Origin of the sequence: Mycolicibacterium canariasense (assembly GCF_002101555.1) — a bacterium.
Taxonomy (GTDB): Bacteria; Actinomycetota; Actinomycetes; order Mycobacteriales; family Mycobacteriaceae; genus Mycobacterium; species Mycobacterium canariasense.
Map to the genome: position 1 here is coordinate 31376 of NZ_LQOL01000074.1, position 21513 is coordinate 52888.

Annotated in this window: 21 protein-coding genes and 2 pseudogenes; 12 read left to right on the plus strand and 11 right to left on the minus strand. The window is 68.6% G+C overall.

Translation table 11 applies throughout. From position 1 onward, the window contains the following. The first annotated feature begins 33 nt into the window (after positions 1 to 33). The 3 genes and pseudogenes from AWB94_RS25330 (at position 34) to AWB94_RS25340 (ending at position 1868) form a co-directional block, all read left to right on the plus strand. A complete protein-coding gene (locus tag AWB94_RS25330; RefSeq protein WP_062658299.1) occupies positions 34 to 459 on the plus strand; it encodes a DUF4307 domain-containing protein in 426 nt (141 codons plus the stop codon). A 213-nt stretch (positions 460 to 672) separates the two neighbouring features. After that, entirely contained in the window at positions 673 to 1167 is a 495-nt protein-coding gene (greA, locus tag AWB94_RS25335) for a transcription elongation factor GreA (RefSeq protein ID WP_024450182.1), read from the plus strand. A 49-nt stretch (positions 1168 to 1216) separates the two neighbouring features. Then, a pseudogene (locus AWB94_RS25340) lies at positions 1217 to 1868 on the plus strand (GOLPH3/VPS74 family protein). Here AWB94_RS25340 and AWB94_RS25345 read toward each other — a convergent pair. The 5 genes from AWB94_RS25345 to AWB94_RS25365 all read right to left on the minus strand — a co-directional run bounded on the left by AWB94_RS25345 (position 1865) and on the right by AWB94_RS25365 (position 7478). Then, the gene (locus AWB94_RS25345) at positions 1865 to 3037 is read right to left on the minus strand and encodes a cystathionine gamma-synthase (RefSeq protein ID WP_062658300.1); all 1173 of its coding nucleotides are present in this window, start codon (positions 3035 to 3037) and stop codon (positions 1865 to 1867) included. The pseudogene AWB94_RS25340 and the gene AWB94_RS25345 sit on opposite strands and share 4 nt — an antisense overlap. Positions 3038 to 3118: 81 nt before the next feature. Next, positions 3119 to 4099, minus strand: a complete 981-nt coding sequence (locus AWB94_RS25350; protein WP_062658301.1) for a YciC family protein — start codon at positions 4097 to 4099, stop codon at positions 3119 to 3121. A gap of 85 nt (positions 4100 to 4184) precedes the next feature. Next, the gene (locus AWB94_RS25355; RefSeq protein ID WP_062658302.1) at positions 4185 to 4811 is read right to left on the minus strand and encodes an Rv1078 family RDD domain-containing protein; all 627 of its coding nucleotides are present in this window, start codon (positions 4809 to 4811) and stop codon (positions 4185 to 4187) included. A 190-nt stretch (positions 4812 to 5001) separates the two neighbouring features. Further along, positions 5002 to 6396 (minus strand): cystathionine beta-synthase, encoded by a 1395-nt coding sequence (locus AWB94_RS25360; RefSeq protein ID WP_062658303.1) that lies wholly within the window; start codon positions 6394 to 6396, stop codon positions 5002 to 5004. Between the two features lie 44 nt (positions 6397 to 6440). After that, positions 6441 to 7478 (minus strand): alpha/beta hydrolase, encoded by a 1038-nt coding sequence (locus AWB94_RS25365; RefSeq protein ID WP_062658357.1) that lies wholly within the window; start codon positions 7476 to 7478, stop codon positions 6441 to 6443. Between the two features lie 194 nt (positions 7479 to 7672). On the opposite strand from AWB94_RS25365, the gene AWB94_RS25370 reads away from it, so the two are divergent. Then, positions 7673 to 8632, plus strand: a complete 960-nt coding sequence (locus AWB94_RS25370) for an SGNH/GDSL hydrolase family protein (protein WP_062658304.1) — start codon at positions 7673 to 7675, stop codon at positions 8630 to 8632. Between the two features lie 53 nt (positions 8633 to 8685). Further along, complete coding sequence (locus AWB94_RS25375; RefSeq protein WP_062658305.1) at positions 8686 to 9903, plus strand: acetyl-CoA C-acetyltransferase; 1218 nt, start codon at positions 8686 to 8688, stop codon at positions 9901 to 9903. Between the two features lie 51 nt (positions 9904 to 9954). Here the strand turns inward: AWB94_RS25375 and AWB94_RS25380 are convergent. Beyond that, a pseudogene (locus AWB94_RS25380) lies at positions 9955 to 10832 on the minus strand (hypothetical protein). A 109-nt stretch (positions 10833 to 10941) separates the two neighbouring features. Here AWB94_RS25380 and purT point away from each other — a divergent pair. Beyond that, the gene (gene purT / locus AWB94_RS25385) at positions 10942 to 12141 is read left to right on the plus strand and encodes a formate-dependent phosphoribosylglycinamide formyltransferase (protein WP_062658306.1); all 1200 of its coding nucleotides are present in this window, start codon (positions 10942 to 10944) and stop codon (positions 12139 to 12141) included. A gap of 60 nt (positions 12142 to 12201) precedes the next feature. On the opposite strand, the gene AWB94_RS25390 is transcribed toward purT, so the two are convergent. Next, complete coding sequence (locus tag AWB94_RS25390; RefSeq protein WP_062658307.1) at positions 12202 to 13053, minus strand: Bax inhibitor-1/YccA family protein; 852 nt, start codon at positions 13051 to 13053, stop codon at positions 12202 to 12204. A gap of 185 nt (positions 13054 to 13238) precedes the next feature. Here AWB94_RS25390 and AWB94_RS25395 point away from each other — a divergent pair, with 185 nt between their 5' ends. Genes AWB94_RS25395 through AWB94_RS25405 form a run of 3 tightly spaced genes read left to right on the plus strand, consistent with a single transcriptional unit; the run spans position 13239 to position 16769 of the window. Then, positions 13239 to 14276 (plus strand): enoyl-CoA hydratase/isomerase family protein, encoded by a 1038-nt coding sequence (locus AWB94_RS25395; RefSeq protein WP_062658308.1) that lies wholly within the window; start codon positions 13239 to 13241, stop codon positions 14274 to 14276. A gap of 9 nt (positions 14277 to 14285) precedes the next feature. Further along, positions 14286 to 15062, plus strand: coding sequence for an enoyl-CoA hydratase (locus AWB94_RS25400; protein ID WP_062658309.1), 777 nt, complete (start codon positions 14286 to 14288; stop codon positions 15060 to 15062). Positions 15063 to 15071: 9 nt separating this feature from the next. Continuing rightward, positions 15072 to 16769 (plus strand): alpha/beta hydrolase, encoded by a 1698-nt coding sequence (locus tag AWB94_RS25405; RefSeq protein ID WP_062658310.1) that lies wholly within the window; start codon positions 15072 to 15074, stop codon positions 16767 to 16769. Here the strand turns inward: AWB94_RS25405 and AWB94_RS25410 are convergent. After that, on the minus strand, positions 16746 to 17126 hold the full coding sequence (locus AWB94_RS25410; protein ID WP_062658311.1) for a rhodanese-like domain-containing protein: 381 nt from the start codon (positions 17124 to 17126) through the stop codon (positions 16746 to 16748). The genes AWB94_RS25405 and AWB94_RS25410 overlap by 24 nt on opposite strands. Before the next feature lies 1 nt (position 17127). After that, entirely contained in the window at positions 17128 to 17778 is a 651-nt protein-coding gene (locus tag AWB94_RS25415; protein ID WP_062658312.1) for a cupin domain-containing protein, read from the minus strand. 118 nt (positions 17779 to 17896) lie between these two features. Between AWB94_RS25415 and AWB94_RS25420 the strand changes: the two genes are divergently transcribed. From AWB94_RS25420 to AWB94_RS25430, 3 genes are all read left to right on the plus strand, one after another. Further along, on the plus strand, positions 17897 to 18331 hold the full coding sequence (locus tag AWB94_RS25420; protein ID WP_062658313.1) for a lipoprotein LpqV: 435 nt from the start codon (positions 17897 to 17899) through the stop codon (positions 18329 to 18331). A 69-nt stretch (positions 18332 to 18400) separates the two neighbouring features. Further along, complete coding sequence (locus tag AWB94_RS25425) at positions 18401 to 19180, plus strand: SDR family NAD(P)-dependent oxidoreductase (RefSeq protein ID WP_062658314.1); 780 nt, start codon at positions 18401 to 18403, stop codon at positions 19178 to 19180. 6 nt (positions 19181 to 19186) lie between these two features. Beyond that, positions 19187 to 20140 (plus strand): patatin-like phospholipase family protein, encoded by a 954-nt coding sequence (locus AWB94_RS25430; protein WP_062658315.1) that lies wholly within the window; start codon positions 19187 to 19189, stop codon positions 20138 to 20140. A 1-nt stretch (position 20141) separates the two neighbouring features. Here AWB94_RS25430 and AWB94_RS25435 read toward each other — a convergent pair whose 3' ends face one another. Both AWB94_RS25435 and AWB94_RS25440 read right to left on the minus strand, forming a co-directional pair. Next, a complete protein-coding gene (locus AWB94_RS25435) occupies positions 20142 to 20990 on the minus strand; it encodes a patatin-like phospholipase family protein (RefSeq protein ID WP_062658316.1) in 849 nt (282 codons plus the stop codon). A gap of 12 nt (positions 20991 to 21002) precedes the next feature. After that, a complete protein-coding gene (locus AWB94_RS25440) occupies positions 21003 to 21476 on the minus strand; it encodes an SRPBCC family protein (RefSeq protein WP_062658358.1) in 474 nt (157 codons plus the stop codon). Between the last annotated feature and the right edge of the window lie 37 nt (positions 21477 to 21513).

Here is a 21513-nt window from a genome sequence, read left to right on the forward strand (position 1 = left end):
GGAGAAGCAACCGACCGACGGGCAGCCAAAACCGTGACCATCGACCGTCCCGCCGCCCGCTACGGGCGTCAGCGATTGTCCCGCAGCACCCGGCGCCGGGTGGCGATCGGGCTCACCGCACTGATCGTGCTGGCCGGCGTCGCCCTGGCGTTCGTGGCCTTCAACCGGTTGGGCAGCGGTGACGTCAAGGGTGAACTGGGCGCATACCGGCTGGTCGACGACCAGACGGTGGCCGTCACCATCACGGTGACGCGCGCCGACCCGGCGCGCCCGGTGGTGTGCATCGTGCGGGCGCGTTCGAAGGACGGCGGCGAGGTGGGCCGCCGGGAGATCCTGGTGCCACCGTCGACCGAGACGTCGGTGCAGGTCACCACCGAGGTGAAGACGACGAAGCCGCCCGTCGTCGGCGATATCTACGGTTGCGGTACCGACGTGCCGGGGTACCTCAAGGCGCCCTGATCACGGGGTGTTCAGGCGACGGCGCAACCAACGCCGAACAGCGAAATCGTGAAAATTGGTCGACCCGCCGGTGGTAGACTGGTCCGATACACGGTTCCGGGTGGAGCCGTGTATTGCTGCTTTAGCGCGCAATATGCGGCTGCGAACGCGGCACCACGCCGCAGCACCCACGCAGCATGAGCGCAGAAGAAACAACGACAGGAGCGCGAGGATATGACCGATACCCAGGTCACCTGGCTGACCCAGGAAGCACACGACCGGTTGAAGGCGGAGCTGGACCAGCTGATCGCCAACCGGCCGGTGATCGCCGCCGAAATCAACGACCGCCGTGAAGAGGGCGACCTGCGGGAGAACGGCGGCTACCACGCCGCGCGCGAAGAGCAGGGCCAGCAGGAGGCGCGCATCCGCCAGCTGCAGGAACTGCTGAACAGCGCCAAGGTCGGCGAGGCACCCAAGCAGTCCGGCGTCGCGCTGCCCGGATCGGTGGTCAAGGTCTACTACGACGGCGACAAGAGCGATACCGAGACCTTCCTGATCGCCACCCGCCAGGAGGGCGTCAGCGACGGCAAGCTCGAGGTCTACTCCCCCAACTCCCCGCTGGGCGGCGCCCTGATCGACGCCAAGGTGGGCGAGACCCGCAGCTACACCGTGCCCAACGGCAGCACCGTCGAGGTCACCCTCGTCAGCGCGGAGCCGTATCACCCCTGAGCACACTCGCAGGGGACAGGTCCTCGGCGACGGTTAGGGTTATCGCCTGATGGCCCAGATCGCCGAGGACCTGTTTCTGTTACTGCTCGACAATTCATCGGCGCTACCCGGCCTGGAGCGCCGGCGCAGCCGTCGCGTGCTCGGCGCGGCCGTGCTGCTCGACCTGGCCCATGCCTGCCGGGTCCGTCCGGCCGTGGACGGCGAGCCCGTGGCACCCGGTCACCTGGTGGCGCTGGCCGGGACCACCCCGCTGGACCCGGTCACCGCCCCCGCGTTCGACGCGCTGGCCCGGCGCCCGCTGCGGCCGGCGGCCGCACTGACCAAGTTGGGTAACCACACCGAAGACCTGCTGGTGCAACACCTGGAGCGGGCCGGGCAGCTGCGGCGGGTGCCGCAGGGCAAGACCACACTGTTGCCGCTGCTGCGCCGGGACCGGGTGGATCCGGCCCGCGGTGCGCTGCTGGCGGCGTTGTTCGACGGCCAGCCACCGCCGCCCCCCGACCGCGGCCATCATCTCGCTGCTGCACGCGGTGGACGGACTGGGTGCGCTGCTCAGCCTGAACGACCGGGGCTGGCGCTGGGTACACGCCCGGGCCGGCGAGATCGCGCTGGGCAGTTGGGTCGACGAACAGCCCACCGGGCTGGCCGAGGTCAACCTCGCGGTGACGGCGTCGGCGCTGCGGCCGGCGCTGGCCGGTTAACCGAGGGCCTGCTCCAGGTCGCCGATCAGATCGGCGGATTCCTCGATCCCGACCGACAGCCGGACCAGGTCGTCGGGCACCTCCAGCTGCGATCCCGCCGTCGAGGCGTGCGTCATCGCGCCGGGATGCTCGATCAGCGATTCCACTCCACCCAGAGATTCGGCGAGAATGAAAATCTCGGTGCGGGCGCATAATTCGTGCGCGGCGGCCCGGCCGCCCTTGAGCCGGACCGACACCATGCCGCCGAACCCGGTCATCTGCTTGGCGGCGACGGCGTGCCCTGGGTGGCCGGCCAGCCCGGGATAGAGCACCGTGCCGACGGCGGGATGCTCGGCAAGGAATTCGGCGACCTTCGCGGCGTTCTCGCTGTGTCGTTGCATGCGCAGCACCAGGGTCTTGAGGCCCCGCATGGTCAGGTAGGCGTCGAACGGGCCCGGCACCGCCCCGGCGCCGTTCTGCAGGAACGCGAAGGCGATGTCGAGTTCCTCGTCGTTGGTCAGCAGTGCGCCACCGACCACATCGGAGTGCCCGCCGATGTACTTGGTGGTCGAGTGCAGCACGATGTCCGCACCGAGGGTGAGCGGCTGCTGCAGCGCCGGCGAGGCAAAGGTATTGTCCACCAACAGCTTTACTTTGCGCTCGCGGGCCACCTCGGCGAGCGCGGCGATATCGGCGATATTGAGCAGCGGGTTGGTGGGCGTCTCGACCCACACCAGCTTGGTCTGCGGGGTGATCGCGGCGGCGACCGCCCCGACGTCGGACAGCGGGACGGGCGTATGGGTGATGCCCCAGTGGGTGAACACCTTGTCGATCAACCGGAAGGTGCCGCCGTAGGCGTCGTCGGGGATGACGACGTGGTCCCCCGGGCGCAGTACCGCACGCAGCGCGCAGTCGGTGGCGGCCATCCCGGAACTGAAGGCGCGCCCGTAGTCCGCCTGCTCGACGGCGGCCAGCGAGGCCTCCAGCGCGGCCCTGGTGGGGTTACCGGTGCGGGCGTACTCGAATCCGCCGCGCAGGCCGCCGACGCCGTCCTGGGCGAACGTGGAGCTGGCGTAGATGGGTGCGTTGACCGCGCCGGTGGCGGCATCCGGCCGGAACCCGGCGTGGATCGCCCTGGTCGCCAATCCCTGCCAACGGTGTGCATCTTTCGCCGAACGCTGCTCGCTCATGCCGACAAGGCTAGTGCGCCCCGGGAAACGCGAAACGGGGTGGACCATCGATGGCCCACCCCGTTTCGGCGCGACGGCAGGTTACGGCGTCAGCGCGGCGACCGGTCCGCCGGTGAGCTTGCGGTAGGCGTAGACGGTGATCAGGGATACCACCGGGTAGGCGACGAGCAAGCCGACGAGGCACACCAACACACCCAGAATCGTGATGCCGATCGTCGTCAGCCACGTCAGGGCCACCGGGCCGAAATTCGCCTTGGCGAGGTTGAAGCTGGCGCTGACGCCTTCGATACCGGACACGTTGCGGTCCAGCACGATCACGGTGGTGAACATCAGCATGATGGTCGCGATGATGCCGGGGACGATGCACAGCACGATGCCGATACCGACGATGATGCCGGACACGACGGACGCGATGATCACGTTGACGACGTTGCGCGGCTTGAAGAACGAACCGATCTCGACCGGCTGTCCGTTGGCGATGTCGAGCATGCCACCGATGTATGCGGACTGCACCACGGCAGCGACCACCAGCATCACGATGCTGCCGATGATGGAGACGACGATGCCGCCGACGCCCATCGAGAAGCTCGCCGAATAGCTGGTTCCGTCATACGAGGAGCTCTCCACGGTGGTGAACAGGCTCGACACAAACTGGATGACACCCTGCAGCACCGCATAAACCAGCCCGAACACGAGGGTCGGCACGATGATGGCGGCCGCGTTCTTGCTGAATTTGTTCCACGCCCAGGACACCGCCTCACCGACGCTGTACCCCTGGCCGGGACCGCCGAAGGCGGGGCCGCCCGGGTATCCCGGCGGCGGCGCGTAACCGCCCTGCGGCGGCGGCGGGTAATTCCCTTGCGGCGGAGGGTAGTTGCCGGGGGGCGGCGGGTAGGCACCCGGGCCGGGTGGCGGCGGGTAACCACCGGGCGGAGGCGGCGGCGGATAACCACCGGGTGCGGGCGGTGGCGGATAGCCGCCGGCGGGCGGCACGTTCTCCGGTGGCGGGTAGCCGCCGGGCGGCGGATAGTTGCCCGGTGGTGGTGGTGGTGGCTGCGTCATGAACTCCCTCTCGTGAATCGGTCGTTACGGTGAAACGCCGGCCCGCGCAGTGTGTTCGCGGACCGGCGGTTTGTTCGAGCGTAGGTCAGAGTGGCAGACAGACCGTCGTCATGATCTTGTCGGCCAGCGTTTGGCGTTTCGCATCCCACAACGGGAAAAGGTATCCGATATAGCAGATGATGCCGTCGACGATGTGGGCCAGCTGCCGCACGATGGACAGGCCGAAACCGATTGGCTGGCCGGTCTTCTCGCTGACCACCTTGAACTTCATGATGCTCTTGCCAATGCTGGACCCGGTGGTGCCCTGCCGGTATCCGTAATTCCACACCAGGTACGCGATGGACAGCGCCCAGGTGATGAAGAACGACAGCTGGCCCAGGGTGGATGCGCCGCTGGCGCAGAAGTCACCGAGGTCGTATTCGGACGTGTCCGTGACACAGACGGTTTCCTGGGTGCCGAGCAGCAGGCCGTAGCCGATGCCCTCCAGGATGGCCACCGGGATGAAATCGATGAGCCAGGCCAGCACGCGGGTCAGCCACGGCGTGTAGGACTCCTTCGGCAACGCCCCCAGCGCCCCGCCCGGACCGGCCGCGCCGAACCCGGCGCCCGGAGGCGGCGGAGGCGGAAAACCACCTTGCGGCGGAGGCGGATAGCCACCCGGTGGTGGAGGCGGCGGCGGATAATTCCCAGGCGGTGGCGGAGGAGTGGTCATGGACGCCTTCCAAGGTGACGGAAATTAGCTGACTATGAGCGGTGTCACCCTACCTGAGAATTCGCCGAAAATGGCCGCCATAGCCATTTCTTCACCGGGTCGACACAATGCTCCCGGCGCGCCAATCTTTAGCGTCGATAATTGATTTCGCAATCAGCGATCCGGGCGCACCGGTCGAACCACGCGTCGTTTACCGACGTAAACCGCCCTCGGACAAGGACCCGAGAAGATCATGCCGAGTGAGCACGCCGATCGGTTTACCGTCCTCGACGACCATCAACGCGTCGTAATCGCGCAATGTCTTCGCCGCGGTACTGAGCAGTTCACCGGAACCGATTAGCGGCAGCGGGGCGCTCATATGATCGGCCACGGCGTCGACCAGTTTTGCTCGCCCTTCGAACACCGCGGAAAGCAACTCCCGCTCGGACACGCTGCCGGCCACTTCACCGGCCATCACCGGCGGCTCGGCGCCGACGACCGGCATCTGCGAGACGCCGTACTCGCGCAGGATGTTGATCGCGTCGCGCACCGTCTCCGACGGGTGGGTGTGCACCAGATCCGGCAGCGCACCGGACTTGCGGCGCAGGATGTTCCCGACGGTCAGTTCCTCGATCGAGCCGTCCAGCCGGCTACGCAGGAAGCCGTACGAGGACATCCACGCGTCGTTGAAAATCTTTGACAGGTAACCCCGTCCGCCGTCGGGCAACAACACCACGACGACGGCGTCGGGGCCTTCCCGCTCGGCCACCCGCAGCGCCGCGACGACGGCCATCCCGCACGAACCGCCGACCAGCAACGCCTCCTCGCGCGCCAGCCGGCGCGTCATGTCGAAGGAATCGGCGTCCGAGACGGCGATGATCTCGTCGGGTACCGCGGGATCGTAGGCGCTGGGCCAGAAGTCCTCACCCACGCCCTCGACCAGGTAGGGACGGCCCGTCCCGCCCGAATACACCGAGCCCTCGGGGTCGGCACCGACGATCTTGACCCGGCCACCGGACACCTCCTTGAGGTAGCGGCCGGTCCCGGTGATGGTGCCGCCGGTCCCGACGCCGGCGACGAAATGCGTGATCTTGCCGTCGGTATCGGCCCAGATCTCCGGACCGGTCGTCTCGTAGTGGCTGGCCGGCCCGTTCGGATTGGAGTACTGGTCGGGTTTCCACGCCCCTGGGATCTCCTCGACCAGCCGGTTGGAGACGCTGTAGTAGCTGTCCGGGTGATCCGGCGGCACGGCCGTCGGGCACACCACGACCTCGGCGCCGTAGGCGCGCAACACGTTCTGCTTGTCCTCGCTGACCTTGTCCGGGCAGACGAAGATGCACTTGTAACCGCGTTGCTGGGCCACCAGCGCCAGTCCCACGCCGGTGTTGCCGGAGGTCGGCTCGACGATGGTGCCACCCGGTTTCAGGGCGCCGCTGGCCTCGGCCGCGTCGATCATCTTGACGGCGATGCGGTCCTTGGAACTGCCGCCCGGATTCAGGTATTCGATCTTGGCGGCAACCAGGCCCGCGCCGGCCGGCACCACCGAGTTCAGCTGAACCAGCGGGGTATTACCGATGAGGTCACTGATGTGCCTGGCGATGCGCATGCATCCATCGTGTCAGGCGGCGCAACCGCCCACCACGCGGGGAGTCACCAGGTGGCTTCGCGGATGTAGGCGCCGATCTGACGCAGCGACCGGGTCGCTTCGTTGACGAGCGGCCCACAGATCTGGAAGACGTGCATCTGGCCAGGCCACACCCGCAACTCGACCGGCACGCCTTCGGCCGCCAGCATCCGCGCGGCCTTTCGCGCATCGGAGAGCAGAACCTCGGAACCGGACACGTGGATGAGGGTGCGGGGCAGCCCCGGCTCGATGTGGTCCAGCGGTTCGTAGACCTCTTCCCCGGTCTTGTCCGCGGCCCTGCCGATCAGTTCGGCGAGTGCACCGAACGCGTGCGCCGGGAACATCGCGTCGCTGTCGATGTTCGGATGCCTCGCGCGGCCGGCGTTGTCGATCTCGAACAGGGGCGACAGCGTCACCATGGCGGCGGGTTCTTCACCTTCGGTCAGCAGCCGCTGTGCGAGCGCCAGCGACAGGTAGCCGCCGGCCGAATCGCCGGCCAGCACGATGTGCTCGGGGGCGTACCCGGTCAGCCGGAGCCACCGGTAGGCGTCGTAGCAGTCGTCGAGCGCCTCACCGATCGAGTGTTTGGGCAGCATCCGGTAATTCACGACGAAAACCGGGCTGTCGGCGAACTTCGACAGGCTTTCCACCAGTCGGCCGTGCGAGTTCACCCCGCACGCCAGGAACGCGCCGCCGTGCAGATAGAGCACCACGCTGCGCTTGCCGTCGGCGGGCAGCACACCGTCGGCACGCACCAGCTGGGCGGTGCACTTCGGCAGCGCGATGGTGGCCCGCACGGTGCCGGGCGAGGGCCGCAGCACGCGCGCGGCGAAGTCGACGAGCCCGAACGGCCAGGGCAGCGTGGGTGCGTGGCTGCCGATTGCCAGAATCGGTTTGATGGTCATCCGGGCGGCCAGGCCGGCCAGCCGCCCCGCGATGCTGGGCCCGTCCTCGACGGCTTCGACCGGGGCCCAGTCACTGACCGGGAATCTACGTGATTGGTGGGCTCTAGCTGCGCTGATAGCAGCACGAGGAGAGCCTGAAACCTTACTTGGTGCCGTCATCGCCACCACTTCCTACGCCGTCGTAGTGCCCGGATAAGTCTGGTTACTTAGCCAACCGGTGTAACTTAGCTTGCCACCGTTAATTTGTTCAACAAATCAACGAGCCCATTTGGTACCGCACTCGATACCGCAACGTGACCGGACGGACAGCTGGGGCTCACCGACAACGGTCGTTCGGCCTCTAAAATCGAGGCGTGGGCACACCGCGTCGGTCGACCATCGCCCTGGCAGCCGCGGCCACCCTCGCATCGACGGGATCGGCCTATGTCGGGGCACGCACGCTGCTGACCGGACAAGCGGCGCAGACGCGCCGGGTCATCCCGAAGTCCTGGGACATCCCGCCGCGCGCCGACGGCGTCTACTCCCCCGGCGGTGGACCGGTCGAACGTTTTCAGCGCGATGTCCCGTTCGACCTGCATCTCATGGTGTTCGGTGATTCGACGGCGACGGGATACGGCTGCACCGTCGCCGAGGAGGTGCCCGGGGTACTGCTCGCCCGCGGCCTGGCCGAGGAGTCGGGCCTGCGGATCCGGTTGAGCACCAAGGCGATCGTCGGGGCCACGTCGAAGGGCCTGTCCGGCCAGATCGACGCCATGTACGTGGCCGGCCCGCCGCCGGACGCGGCGGTGATCATGATCGGCGCCAACGACATCACGGCGCTCAACGGCCTCAGCGCGTCGGCGCGCCGGCTGGGGGCCGCGGTCCGCCGGCTGCGCGACAGCGGGGCGGTCGTGGTCGTGGGCACCTGCCCGGATTTCGGGGTGATCACCGCGATCCCCCAGCCCCTGCGCCTGGTCACCCGCACGCTGGGGCTGCGACTTGCCCGGATGCAGGCCTCGGCGGTGCACGGCGCCGGCGGCGTGCCAGTTCCCTTCTCGGACTTGCTCGCTCCCGAGTTCTACAAGGCCCCGGACGTGCTGTTCTCCTCGGACATGTTCCACCCGTCGGCCGCCGGATACGCGCTGGCCGCCAACCAGCTGTTGCCGGCCCTGGCCCGGGCGCTGGGCCTGCTCACCGTCGACTCCGACGTCGACGAGGCGCTGGAATCACGCTCCGGGGACGGCACACTGTTGCACCGGTTGGGCAACGTCAGCCGACTGTGGCGACGCACCACCGGCGTACCCGCGCCGATCGTCGCTCCCGCCACGGGTTAGGTTCTGGGGTAGCTGTCATAGTCGAACCCTTGTAAGTGACCCGAGGAGCTCCCATGCCCGAAGCCGTCATCGTCGCCACCGCCCGCTCGCCCATCGGGCGCGCCGTCAAGGGGTCGCTGGCCACCATGCGTCCCGACGACCTGGCAAGCCAGATCGTCCGCGCCGTACTGGACAAGGTGCCCTCGCTGGATCCCACGGACATCGACGACCTGATGATGGGCTGCGCGCAGCCGGCCGGCGAGGCCGGCTACAACATCGCCCGCGCCGTCGCCGTCGAGCTGGGCTACGACTTCCTGCCCGGCACCACCGTCAACCGGTACTGCTCGTCGTCGCTGCAGACCACCCGGATGGCCTTCCACGCGATCAAGGCCGGTGAAGGCGACGTGTTCATCTCCGCGGGTGTGGAGACGGTGTCCCGCTTCGGCATCGGTGCCGCCGACGGCGCCCCCAACAGCAAGAACCCGATCTTCGACGAGGCCCAGGAGCGCACCGCCAAGTCGGCCGAGGGCGGCACCGAATGGCACGACCCGCGCCAGGACGGCCTGATCCCCGACGTCTACATCGCGATGGGCCAGACCGCCGAGAACGTGGCGCTCTACACCGGCATCAGCCGCGAGGACCAGGACCACTGGGGTGTGCGCAGCCAGAACCGCGCCGAGGACGCCATCAAGAGCGGCTTCTTCGAGCGGGAGATCACGCCGGTCACGCTGCCGGATGGCACCGTGGTGTCCACCGACGACGGCCCGCGCGCCGGCACCACTTACGAGAAGATCAGCCAGCTCAAGCCGGTGTTCCGCCCGAACGGCACGATCACCGCGGGCAACGCCTGCCCCCTCAACGACGGCGCCGCCGCCGTGGTCATCATGAGTGACACCAAGGCCAAGGAACTGGGCCTGACCCCGCTGGCACGCATCGTGTCCACCGGGGTGTCCGGGTTGTCGCCCGAGATCATGGGCCTGGGCCCGATCGAGGCCATCAAGAAGGCGCTTGCCAAGGCGGGCAAGCAGATCGGCGATATCGACCTGGTCGAGATCAACGAGGCCTTCGCGGTGCAGGTGCTCGGCTCGGCCCGTGAGCTCGGCATCGACGAGGACCGCCTGAACGTGTCCGGCGGCGCCATCGCGTTGGGGCACCCGTTCGGTATGACCGGCGCCCGCATCACCGCGACCCTGCTGAACAACCTGCAGACCCACGACAAGACCTTCGGTATCGAGTCGATGTGCGTCGGCGGCGGCCAGGGCATGGCGATGGTCGTGGAGCGCCTCTCCTGACATTGCCGTCGGGACTGCGCTGAGATCGCAACATGCGTCGTTGACGCGCGCTCAGCGCAGTGCCGATGCGCTCAGCGCAGTCCCGGCGCCCCGCTGAGCGAGCGCGGCGTGGACTCGCCGCAGCACATCGCGCGGATGGTCCTCGGAGACCACCCGGATGACGATCCAGCCCAGTCGCTCCAGTTCGGCGATACGCCGGATGTCCTTGACGTATTGCCAACGGTCCTTCCGGTGCTGATCGCCGTCGTACTCGACCGCGATCATCATGTCCGGCCAGCCCATGTCGAGATAGGCGAACGCGTATCCGTCGTCAGCACAGACCGGGATCTGGGTCTGCGGGGCGGGCCGCCGTCGACGAGGAGAAGCCGCAGCCACGTCTCTCTCGGTGATTGCGCGCCGGGATCGACGAGGGAAACCGCCCGCTCCAGCAAGCGCAGGCCGCGCACGCCGGGATGTTGTGCCGCCACCGCGAGGATGTCGCCCGGCGTGACGCCCGTGGCCCGGCAGAGGGCGTCGAGGTCGGTGACGGCCTGCCGAAGCGGAGTGCGCCGGCCCAGATCGAAGGCGGTCCGCTCCGGCGTGGTGACCGGCAAGCCGGCGACGTCGCACACCTGCGCTGTGCGCAGCGTCATCGCCGACGTGCGCACGCCACCAGGGGCACGGGCGTTACGCCACACCAGCTCCACCGGTGCCGAGTCGTCGACCCATCTCGCACCGTGTAACGCCGCCGCCGTCCGCCCCGCGATGACGCCCTCGCGATGCGACCACAGCCACGCCGCCCGCGCCCGGTGCGCGATGGTCAGCGTGAGGTCGGGGCCGACGTACACGTTGGGCAGCAGGGCACGGAAGCCCGAGCGCAGCTGATGCTTCTTGACCGCTCCGACGGCGATCGCCTCACTGCCGACGAACGGCTCGGTGTAGATGTTCATGTCCGGCAGAGTGGGCGCCGCCCCCGACACCACACGTCGTCGAGGTTGCGCACGGATCGCGATCTGTGGATGAATCGCGATCTGTGTACACAACCGAATCGCTGAACGCATGACCACTCTCGGAACGCCGCTGTCGCCGAACGCCACGCGGGTGATGCTGCTCGGCTCGGGCGAGCTGGGCCGCGAGGTGCTGATCGCACTGCAGCGCCTGGGCGTCGAGACCATCGCCGTCGACCGCTACGACAACGCGCCGGGACAGCAGATCGCCCACCGCGCGCACACCATCTCGATGACCGACCCCGAGCAACTGCGGGCGCTGATCGAGGCCGAGAAGCCCGATCTGGTGGTGCCCGAGATCGAGGCCATCGCCACCCCGGTGCTGGAGGCGCTGGAGGATGCCGGCGTGGTGACCGTGATCCCGACGGCGCGCGCCGCCCGGCTGACCATGGACCGTGAGGGCATCCGCCGGCTGGCCGCCGAAACCCTCGGCCTGCCGACCAGTCCGTACCGGTTCTGCGATTCGCTCGAAGAGTTGCAGGCCGCCGTCGACCAGATCGGTTACCCCTGCGTGGTCAAGCCGGTGATGAGCTCATCGGGCAAGGGCCAGAGCAAGATCGACGGTCCCGGCGATGTGGCGGCCGCGTGGGAGTACGCCATGTCGGGCAGCCGGGTGAGCAACACCCGGATCATCGTCGAAGGGTTCGTCGATTTCGACTACGAGATCACGCTGCTCACAGTGCGCGCGCTCGGTGCGTCCGGCGCGGTCGAGACACAGTTCTGCGCGCCCATCGGGCACCGCCAGGTCAGCGGCGACTACGTCGAGAGCTGGCAACCGCACCCGATGCCGGCCGCCGCACTGGGGCGAGCGCAGCAGATCGCGCAGGCGGTCACCGAAAACCTGGGCGGGCAGGGCATCTTCGGTGTCGAACTGTTCGTCAAGGGTGACCAGGTGTGGTTCAGCGAGGTGAGCCCGCGGCCGCACGACACCGGCATGGTGACGATGGTTTCCCAGTGGCAGAACGAATTCGAGTTGCACGCCAGGGCCATCCTCGGCCTGCCGGTGGACACCACCTTGAAATCACCGGGTGCCAGCGCGGTGATCTACGGCGGCGTCGACGCCGATGGCATCGTGTTCGACGGGGTGGACGCCGCATTGCAGGTGCCGCACACCGATATTCGGTTGTTCGGCAAACCGGAGAGCTTCACCAAGCGCCGGATGGGCGTGGCGCTGGCCTACGACGACGACGTGGACGTGGCGCGGCGCAACGCCGCGGAAGCGGCGAGCCGGGTCAAACCGCGGGCGGTCTGACCCAACCGAGGAAACGAAAAGGGCGCCCACCACCGGTGGGCGCCCTCTCTCGCAATGGAGCTAGTCGTTGTTGAAGTAACTCAACAGGCGCAGGATCTCGACGTACAGCCAAACCAGCGTGACGGTCAGGCCGAGCGCGATGCCCCAGGCCGCCTTCTCCGGCGCACCGGCGCGGATCATCTGGTCGGCGGCGTCGAAGTCGATCAGGAAGCTGAACGCCGCCAGCGCGATGCAGACCAGTGAGAAGATGATCGCGATGGTGCCACCGCTGCGCAGGCCCAGGCCCGCACCGCCGCCGACACCGAACAGCGAGAGCACCAGGTTGCCCAGCATCAGGGCCACGACGCCGAACAGGCCGGCGATGATCATCCGGGTGAACTTCGGGGTGACGCGGATGGCGCCGGTCTTGTAGACGACGAGCATGCCGACGAACACACCGATGGTGCCCAGGATGGCCTGGCTGATCAGCGCGCCCGCGCTGACGCCGGAGACGGTCAGGTTGGCCACGATGAACGAGAAGGCGCCGAGGAACAGACCCTCGAGTGCGGCGTAGGTCAGCACGATGCCGGGGTTGTCCTGCTTGCGGCCGAAGGTGGCGATCAGGACCAGCACCAGGCCGCCGAGGCTGCCGACGAGGGCGAACGGCATGGCCAGGGCCAGGTTGCCGGCCACCAGGAAGTACGAGACGACGGCGACGGCCGACAGCACCGCCAGGGTGATACCGGTCTTGGTGACCACGTCGTCGATGGTCAGCGGCCGCGAAACACCGCGCTGCTGATCCGGGTACGGCGTGACGTAGGGATCCGCGTGTACCTGCTGCGCACCGAAGCTTGCGGCTCCGGTACCGAATTGCGCGTATCCGCCCTGCCCCTTAGGCAGGGAACGGAATACCGGGTTGCTGCTCTCGCGCACCGTAGGTCCTCTCCTGTGCTTGGTGTCCGGCTTCTGCGAACACCTACTCAACGAACAACCGCCCTGTCCAGGTTCCCGAGAAATCCACAATCCCTGAGAAAGACTCTCAGGAAACGTCCAGGTTGATCTTGGTCAAACCCTACCCGTCGCCAGACCCGCCGGGGCGACGAACTAGATTGCAATCCGTGACCGAAAACGAGGACATCCTAGTAAGTGTCCGCAACGGCGTCGGGATCCTGACGCTGAACCGGCCCAAAGCGATCAACTCGCTCAACGACGTCATGGTCGCCGGCATCGCACAGGCCCTCGACGCGTGGGAACACGACGATTCCGTCACGACCGTCCTGCTCACCGGGGCCGGCGAGCGCGGCCTGTGCGCCGGTGGCGACGTCGTCGCCCTGTATCACTCCGCCCGGCAAGGCGGGGCGGCGGCGCGAAAGTTCTGGTGGGACGAATACCTGCTCAACGCCCATATCGGCCGCTACCCGAAACCGTATGTGTCCCTGATGGACGGCATCGTGATGGGCGGCGGTGTCGGGGTTGGCGCGCACGGCAACGTCCGCGTCGTCACCGAGAAGACCAAGATGGGCATGCCCGAGGTCGGCATCGGCTTCATCCCCGACGTCGGTGGCACCTATCTGCTGTCCCGAGCCCCCGGCCGGCTGGGCCTGCACGCCGCCCTGACCGGCGCCCCGTTCACCGGTGCGGACGCCATCGCGATGGGTTTCGCCGACCACTATGTCCCGCATGACCGGCTTGCCGACTTCGCCGAGGCCGTCGTCACCGACGGGCACGACGATGCCCTGCGGTCCTACGCCGAGGAACCACCGGCCAGTGACCTTGCCGCTCAGCGGGATTGGATCGACGCCTGTTACGCCGGGGACACCGTTGCCGACATCCTCACCGACCTGCGCGGCCACGACGACCCGGCGGCCAGGGCCGCGGCCGACCTGATCGCCACCCGGTCCCCCATCGCCCTGGCCGTCACCCTCACCGCGGTGCGTCGTGCGGCCCACCTGCACAGCCTGGAAGAGGTGCTGGTGCAGGAGTTCCGGGTCTCGGTGGCCTCGGTGAAATCGCACGATTTCGTCGAAGGCATCCGCGCCCAGCTGGTGGACAAGGACCGCAACCCGCAGTGGTCGCCCGCCGCGCTGGAACTCTGCGATGATGCGGCCGTCGACGCCTATTTCGCCTCCGCCGACCCCGATCTCACCTTCTCATAAGGAGACCCGATGACTGACCACGAGACCATCCTGGTGACCCGCGACGGTCGTGTCGGCACCATCACGCTGAACCGGCCCAAGGCGCTCAACGCACTCAACAGTCAAGTGATGCACGAGGTCACCTCGGCCGCAGCCGAATTCGACGCCGACCCGGGCATCGGCGCCATCATCGTCACCGGCAGCGAGAAGGCCTTCGCCGCCGGCGCCGATATCAAGGAGATGGCCGACCTGTCCTTCGCCGAGGTGTTCAGCCAGGACTTCTTCGCGTTGTGGGGCACGTTCGCCGCCACCCGCACCCCCACCATCGCCGCCGTCGCCGGCTATGCCCTGGGCGGCGGCTGCGAACTGGCCATGATGTGCGACCTGCTGATCGCCGCCGACACCGCCAAGTTCGGTCAGCCCGAGATCAAGCTCGGCGTGCTGCCCGGCATGGGCGGCAGCCAGCGGCTGACCCGGGCCATCGGCAAGGCCAAGGCCATGGACCTGATCCTGACCGGCCGCACCATCGACGCCGCCGAGGCCGAACGCAGCGGCCTGGTGTCCCGGGTGGTGCCCGCCGACAGCCTGCTGGAAGAGGCCAACGCCGTTGCCGCCACCATCGCCGGGATGTCGTTGTCGGCCGCGCGGATGGCCAAGGAGGCGGTCAACCGGGCCTTCGAGTCCACCCTGGCCGAGGGTCTGCTCTACGAGCGCCGGCTGTTCCATTCGGCCTTCGCCACCGACGACCAGACCGAGGGCATGAACGCGTTCACCGAGAAGCGCGCGCCGAACTTCACGCATCGTTAAAGTCGAGCGGTGAGCACCGCCGCCGAGACCGAAGCACCGGAACAACCGGATACACTCCCGGCGCCCAAGCGGGCCTGGTGGATTCGCCACTACACCTTCTTCGGCACCGCCGTGGGTTTGCTGTTCATCTGGCTGTCGATGACGCCGTCGCTGCTGCCGCGCGGCCCGCTGTTCCAGGGACTGGTCAGCGGCGCCGCGGGTGCGATCGGTTACCTGCTGGGCGTCTTCGCGGTGTGGCTGGTGCGGTTCATGCGCTCCAAGGACACCAGCCCGCCAGCCCCCAAATGGGCGTGGACGGTGCTCATCGTGGTCGGAATCGCCGGCCAGATCGCGGCCATCGTGTGGTTCCACGTGTGGCAGGACGACGTCCGTGATCTGTTCGGTGTGCCGCGCCTGACCTTCTGGGACCACCCGCTCACGGCGGTGCTGTCCATCGTCTTCCTGTTCGCGTTCGTCGAAATCGGCCAGCTGGTCGACAGATTGGTGCACTTCCTGGTCCGCCAGCTGGAGCGGGTCGCGCCGCCGCGGGTGTCGGCGACGGTCGCGGTGGCGCTGCTGCTGGCGCTGGGTATCGCACTGCTCAACGGTGTGGTCGTGCGCTTCGCGATGTCCACCATCAACAACACCTTCGAGTCGGTCAACAACGAGACCGATCCCGAAAATCCCGCTCCCACAACACCTTTGCGTTCGGGCGGGCCACAATCGCTGGTCAGCTGGGAGTCACTGGGCCACCAGGGCCGGATCTTCGTCTCCGGCGGCCCGTCGGTGCAAGATCTGTCGAAGTTCAACGGCGCCAACGCCGTCGAACCGATCCGGGCCTACGCCGGGCTGAACTCAGCCGAGGGCATCAAGGCGATCGCCAAGCTGGCCGCCGAGGAGCTGCGGCGCGCCGGCGGGCTGAACCGCAAGGTCATCGCCGTGGCCACCACCACCGGCACGGGTTGGATCAACGAGGCCGAGGCGTCGGCGCTGGAGTACATGTACAACGGCGACACCGCCATCGTGTCCATGCAGTACTCGTTCCTGCCCAGCTGGATTTCGTTCCTGGTGGACAAGGAGAACGCCCGTCAGGCCGGCCAGGCGCTGTTCGAACAGGTCGACGCGATGGTGCGCGAACTGCCCGAGAACAGGCGGCCCAAGCTGGTGGTGTTCGGGGAGAGCCTGGGCTCCTTCGGCGGTGAGGCGCCCTTCCTGGCCCTGAACAACCTGGTCGCCCGCACCGACGGCGCGCTGTTCTCCGGACCCACGTTCAACAACACCATCTGGACCGACCTGACCATCAATCGCGATGCGGGGTCCCCGCAGTGGCTGCCGATCTACGACAAGGGCGAGAACGCGAGGTTCGTGGCGCGGCCCGACAACCTGAACCGGCCCGCCGATCCGTGGTCGACGCCGCGGGTGGTCTACCTGCAGCACGCCTCCGACCCCATCGCGTGGTGGAACCCGGATCTGCTGTTCGCCAAACCCGATTGGCTGAAAGAGCCACGGGGCTATGACGTTTCGCCGCGCATGGAATGGATCCCGGTGGTGACGTTCCTGCAGGTGTCGGCCGACATGGCGGTGGCCGTCGACGTGCCGGACGGCCACGGCCACGTCTACGTGCGCGACGTCGCCAACGCCTGGGCGGCCGTGCTGCAGCCACCGGGCTGGACCCCGGCCAAGACCGACGCGCTGCGCCCGCTGCTACACCCGAGCGCCGGCACCTAGCACCGGGGCGAGGGCGTGATAGCCGCCCACCACATCCGTGGCCCGGTGCAGGCCCAGGTCCTGCAGGGCGGCGGCCGCCAGGCTGGAGGTGTAGCCCTCCGAGCACAGGATCACCCATTCGACGTCGTCGTCGGTGGCCTGCGGCAGCCGGGCGTCGCTGGTCGGGTCGGCCCGCCACTCCAGGACATTGCGCTCGATCAGCAGGGCGCCCGGCACCTCACCCTCGGCGGCACGCTGGGCGGCCGGCCGGATGTCGACCAGCAGCGCACCGCGTTCCAGCGCCGCCGGCACCTCGTGGGCTTCCAACCGGCGCAGCCGCGACCGGGCGGCGGCCAGCACATCGTCGATACGGCTCATGTCATCCCTCCGGTGCGTCGGTCAGCTGCGTCCGGTTGCGCCGCAATGTCTGCCGGTCGGTGACCTCGTAATAGGACATCGCGGTCAGTGGTGGTGAGTAGGCGTGCACGCTCAGCGTGATCGGGGCAGCGGGCACTCCAACCGATCCCCCGGTCGCTACGCTCCTGCCCGCCGAAACCGATCCCCCGGTCGCTACGCTCCTACCCGCCGAAACCGATCCCCCGGTCGCTACGCTCCTGCCCGCCGCAGAGGGCGCCCACACCACGTCATGCACCCAGCCCAGCGGGAACGCCGCCTGATCACCGGCGCGCAGCCGACGGCGTTTGAGCGCCTCGCCGTTCCAGCGGGTCTCGGTGAGGGCGCCCGACACCACCGTCAGCGCGCCCAGTGACCCACCGTGATCGTGCAATTCGGTGGACCGGTCCGGGACCCAGCTGATCAGCCAGATGTCGAGCTCGTCATCGCCGTAGAGACGGCTGTACCAGCGTTCGTCGGTGGGCGGACCGCCGGCGCGCAGCAACCGGTCGTACCGGCCGGACAGCACGTCGTCGGCGCAGCGGTCGGTGGCGTTGAGCAGGTCGGGCAGCCGCAGCCGGGTGGGCGCGGACACCGCGGGCGGGGAAATGGGCGCAGAAGCAGGGGCGGAAACCATGGGTGACTCCAGAAACGACGAACGGATAGCGGGCGTTGGCGCTCTCAACGAGCGCGACAACAGCCTCGGAAACCGGTCCCCTCCGTCACGACCGCGAGTGTTGCATAGATTGGGGTGCATGCGCAGCTACCCGATCCTGGTGATGGCGGCCGCGGTAACCGTCCTCGCCGGTTGTTCGTCGCACCCCGAGACACCGACCGCATCGAGCCCGACCTCTGCAACGCCGATCTCGGAGCCGCCCCCGCTGCCGCAGGAGAAGCCGCTGCCGGAGGGCGCCGTCGCGGTCTCCCCCGGCGGTGTCACCACCGCCGTCGACGTCCCCTCCGACGCCACCGAATCCCAGTACGGACAGGCCTGTCACGCCGCCAAGCTGTGGCTCGACGAGCAGCACGCCGAACCGCGCACCCTCGTCGAGGCGTACCTCAAGACCCTGCAGGCCCCCGATGCCAAGGGCCCGGGCAGCTTCAACACCCCATGGGCGCAACTGACGCCGGCCCAACAGGCCGGTGTCATCATGGCGGCCAATGCCGCGGCCAACGGCGAGTGCGGCTGAACCCTTCGAATCAGGGTGAGCAGAAGCACGCCGCGCACCGGGGCGCTCGACATACGGCAGGATGGAAGCGTGGACTTTCGCAATCGGACCGCACTGATCACCGGCGCCAGCGGCGGGATCGGTGAGGAGTTCGCGCACCAACTGTCCGGTCTCGGGGCAAACCTGGTGCTGGTCGCGCGCCGCGCGGACAAGCTCGAGGACCTGCGGGCCACCCTGTTGCGCAGCACTCCCGGCGTCACCATCGACGTGATCGCCGCCGACCTGTCCGTGCCGGGATCGGGCGCACAGCTGTTCGACCAGATTCAGCAGCTTGGCCGGCACGTCGACATCCTGATCAACAATGCCGGCGTCGGATCGTACGGCCGCTTCGCCGAACTGGACCCCGAGGCCCTGACCGCCCAGATCCAGCTGAACTGCGGGACGCTGGTCGATCTGACCGCCCGGTTCCTGCCGCCGATGATCAAGGCGGGCAACGGCTTGGTGCTCAACGTCGCCTCCACCGCGGCGTTCCAGCCCACCCCGACCATGGCGGTCTACGGTGCGACGAAGGCTTTCGTGTTGTCGTTCACCGAGGCGCTGTGGCAAGAGACCAAGGGCACCGGCGTCCGGGTGCTGGCACTGTGCCCGGGGGCCACCGAGACCGAGTTCTTCGCGCGCACCGGTAAGCAGTTCATGACCCGCGGCCGGCAGACCTCCCGGCAGGTGGTCGACACCGCGCTGGCCGCGGTGGACAGATCCGGCCCGACGGTCGTCTCCGGGCTCGTCAACACCGTGCTGGCCGCCGGCGCCCGGTTGCTGCCCGGCCGGCTGCTGGCGCCGGTGAGCCAGCGCATCATGAAGGAATCCTGACCGCCGATGCGGGTCGCCCTTGCCCTCGGCAGTGGAGGTGCGCGGGGTTACGCGCACATCGGGGTCATCAACGAGTTGACCGACCGCGGTTACGACATCGTCGGCATCGCCGGATCCTCGATGGGCGCGCTGGTCGGCGGCCTGTACGCCGCGGGCAAGCTCGACGAATTCGCCGTCTGGGCAAGCTCATTGACCCAACGGGCGGTGCTGCGGCTGCTGGATCCCTCGATCAGTTCACCCGGGGTGCTGCGGGCCGGCAAGATTCTGGATGCGGTCCGCGAGATCCTCGGCGATGCCACCATCGAGCGGCTGCCCATCCCGTACACGGCGGTGTCCACCGATCTGATCGCGGGTAAATCGGTGTGGATGCAGCGCGGCCCGCTCGACGACGCGATCCGGGCGTCCATCGCGATTCCGGGCATCTTCACCCCGCACGTGGTCGACGGCCGCCTGCTGGCCGACGGGGGCATCCTGGACCCGCTGCCGATGGCGCCGATCGCCGCCGTCAACGCCGACCTGACCATCGCCATCAGCCTGTCCGGACCGGATCCGGCCACCCGGCCCGGTGAGCCCGAACCGCGGCCGACCGCCGAGTTCCTGGGCCGAATGTGGCGCAGCACAACGGCTTTGCTGGACACCACGGCCGCCCAGCGGGTGCTGGACACGCCGGCCGCGCGGTCGGTGCTCAGCCGGTTCAGCAGCGCCGTCGAACCGGAGGGTCCCCTCGAGGAGACCCCCGGCCTGCCGTCGGCACCGCGGCTGGGCAGCTTCGAGATCATGAATCGGACCATCGACATCGCGCAGGCGGCGCTGGCGCGACACACCCTGGCGGCCTACCCGCCCGACCTGCTGATCGAGGTGCCCCGCACCGCGTGCCGCAGCCTGGAGTTCCACCGCGCCGACGAGGTCATCGAGATCGGCCAGGAGCTGGCCGCGGCCGCACTCGGCGCGCTGGACTGATTCAGCGGGACAGGAATTCGGCCACGGCCGCCGCGACCCGGCGCCCATGCGCCCGGCCCGCCTCTGCCGACGGCCGACGACACCGGGGATCGAGCGGATCGCGCCCGAATGCCACCAGCGCGTCGTCGTCGGCGAAGACGGCCATCGAGGCGCCGGGGAAGGCCGCGATCTCGTCGGCGACACCGCCACTGAACGGGGACGGGGCGTTGCGGGCGGCCGGCACCAGCACCAGCACCGCCTCGCAGTCCATGGCCGCGCTGGTGTTCACCGCGCTACGCACCCCGCCGTCCATGTAGCGGCGCGCCCCGATGCTGACCGGCGGCCAGGCGCCGGGTACCGCGCAGCTGGCGGCGACGGCGTCGACCAGCGGGACCCCCGATGTGGGTGTGAACACCGCCAGTTCGCCGGTGGCCACGTCGACGGCGGTGATCCGCAGGTCGCGGTCCGGCCAGTGCTGTGCGGGCAGCCGGTGGGCGATCACCTCACGGCGCACCGCCTCGGGCACGGTCTCGGCCGCCACCGCGATCGCACCGATCCGGCGCAGCCGGGATTCGGTGCTCCCGGATTCGCCGAGCGCGGTGACGAACAGCTGGGCCACCTCGTCGATGTCGACGCCGGGGGCGATTTCGTGCGTCTCCTCGGCGATCTGCCGGGCGTAGAGGTCAGCGAGCGCGGTGCCGCTGCTCACCTGGGCGGCGACGGCGGAGCCGGCCGAGGTGCCCAGCAACACGTCGGCGGCCAGCACGGCGGCCGCGGTGTCCGGGGCGGCGTCGGCGATACCGGCCAGCACCCCGGTCTCCCAGGCGATGCCGGCCACGCCGCCACCGGCCAGGACCAGGCCACGTTTCACGGTCGCTCGAACCTAGCGGACCAACTGGTCGGACAGTTCGGCCAGGGACTGGGCGGCATAGCCTTTCCACAGCCTGCCGAACACCGGCAGCAACGGTGCCGTCAGCGCGGACCGCGGGTGGATGGTCCAGCGCCAGGTCACCAGGGTGCCGGTGCCCGCCGGTTCGAACAGCCACTGGCCGTCGACGCTGGAGACCAGCGGCGCCAACGGTCCCGTGACATCGGTGAGCCGGTAGCCGAAGGACCGGGGCGGATCGTAGGAGGTCAGTTCCTCGCGCATGCTGCCGCCGCCGGTGAGGACGACGGTGCGGGACTGGCCCACCGCGTCCCAGGCCCCGGTCTGGTCGCGGGTCTCCTTGATCGGCGGGATGGGCCCGTACCAGCGCCGGAACAATGTCGGCAGCGGCATGGGCACCATGTCGCGGAACAGGTCCTCGGGCAGGACCGGAATCGCCCGTGATTGCTCCACCGCCAGCGGCTGCGCCATGATGGCCATGGTAGCCGGGGCCGACCGAGGGAGCGCC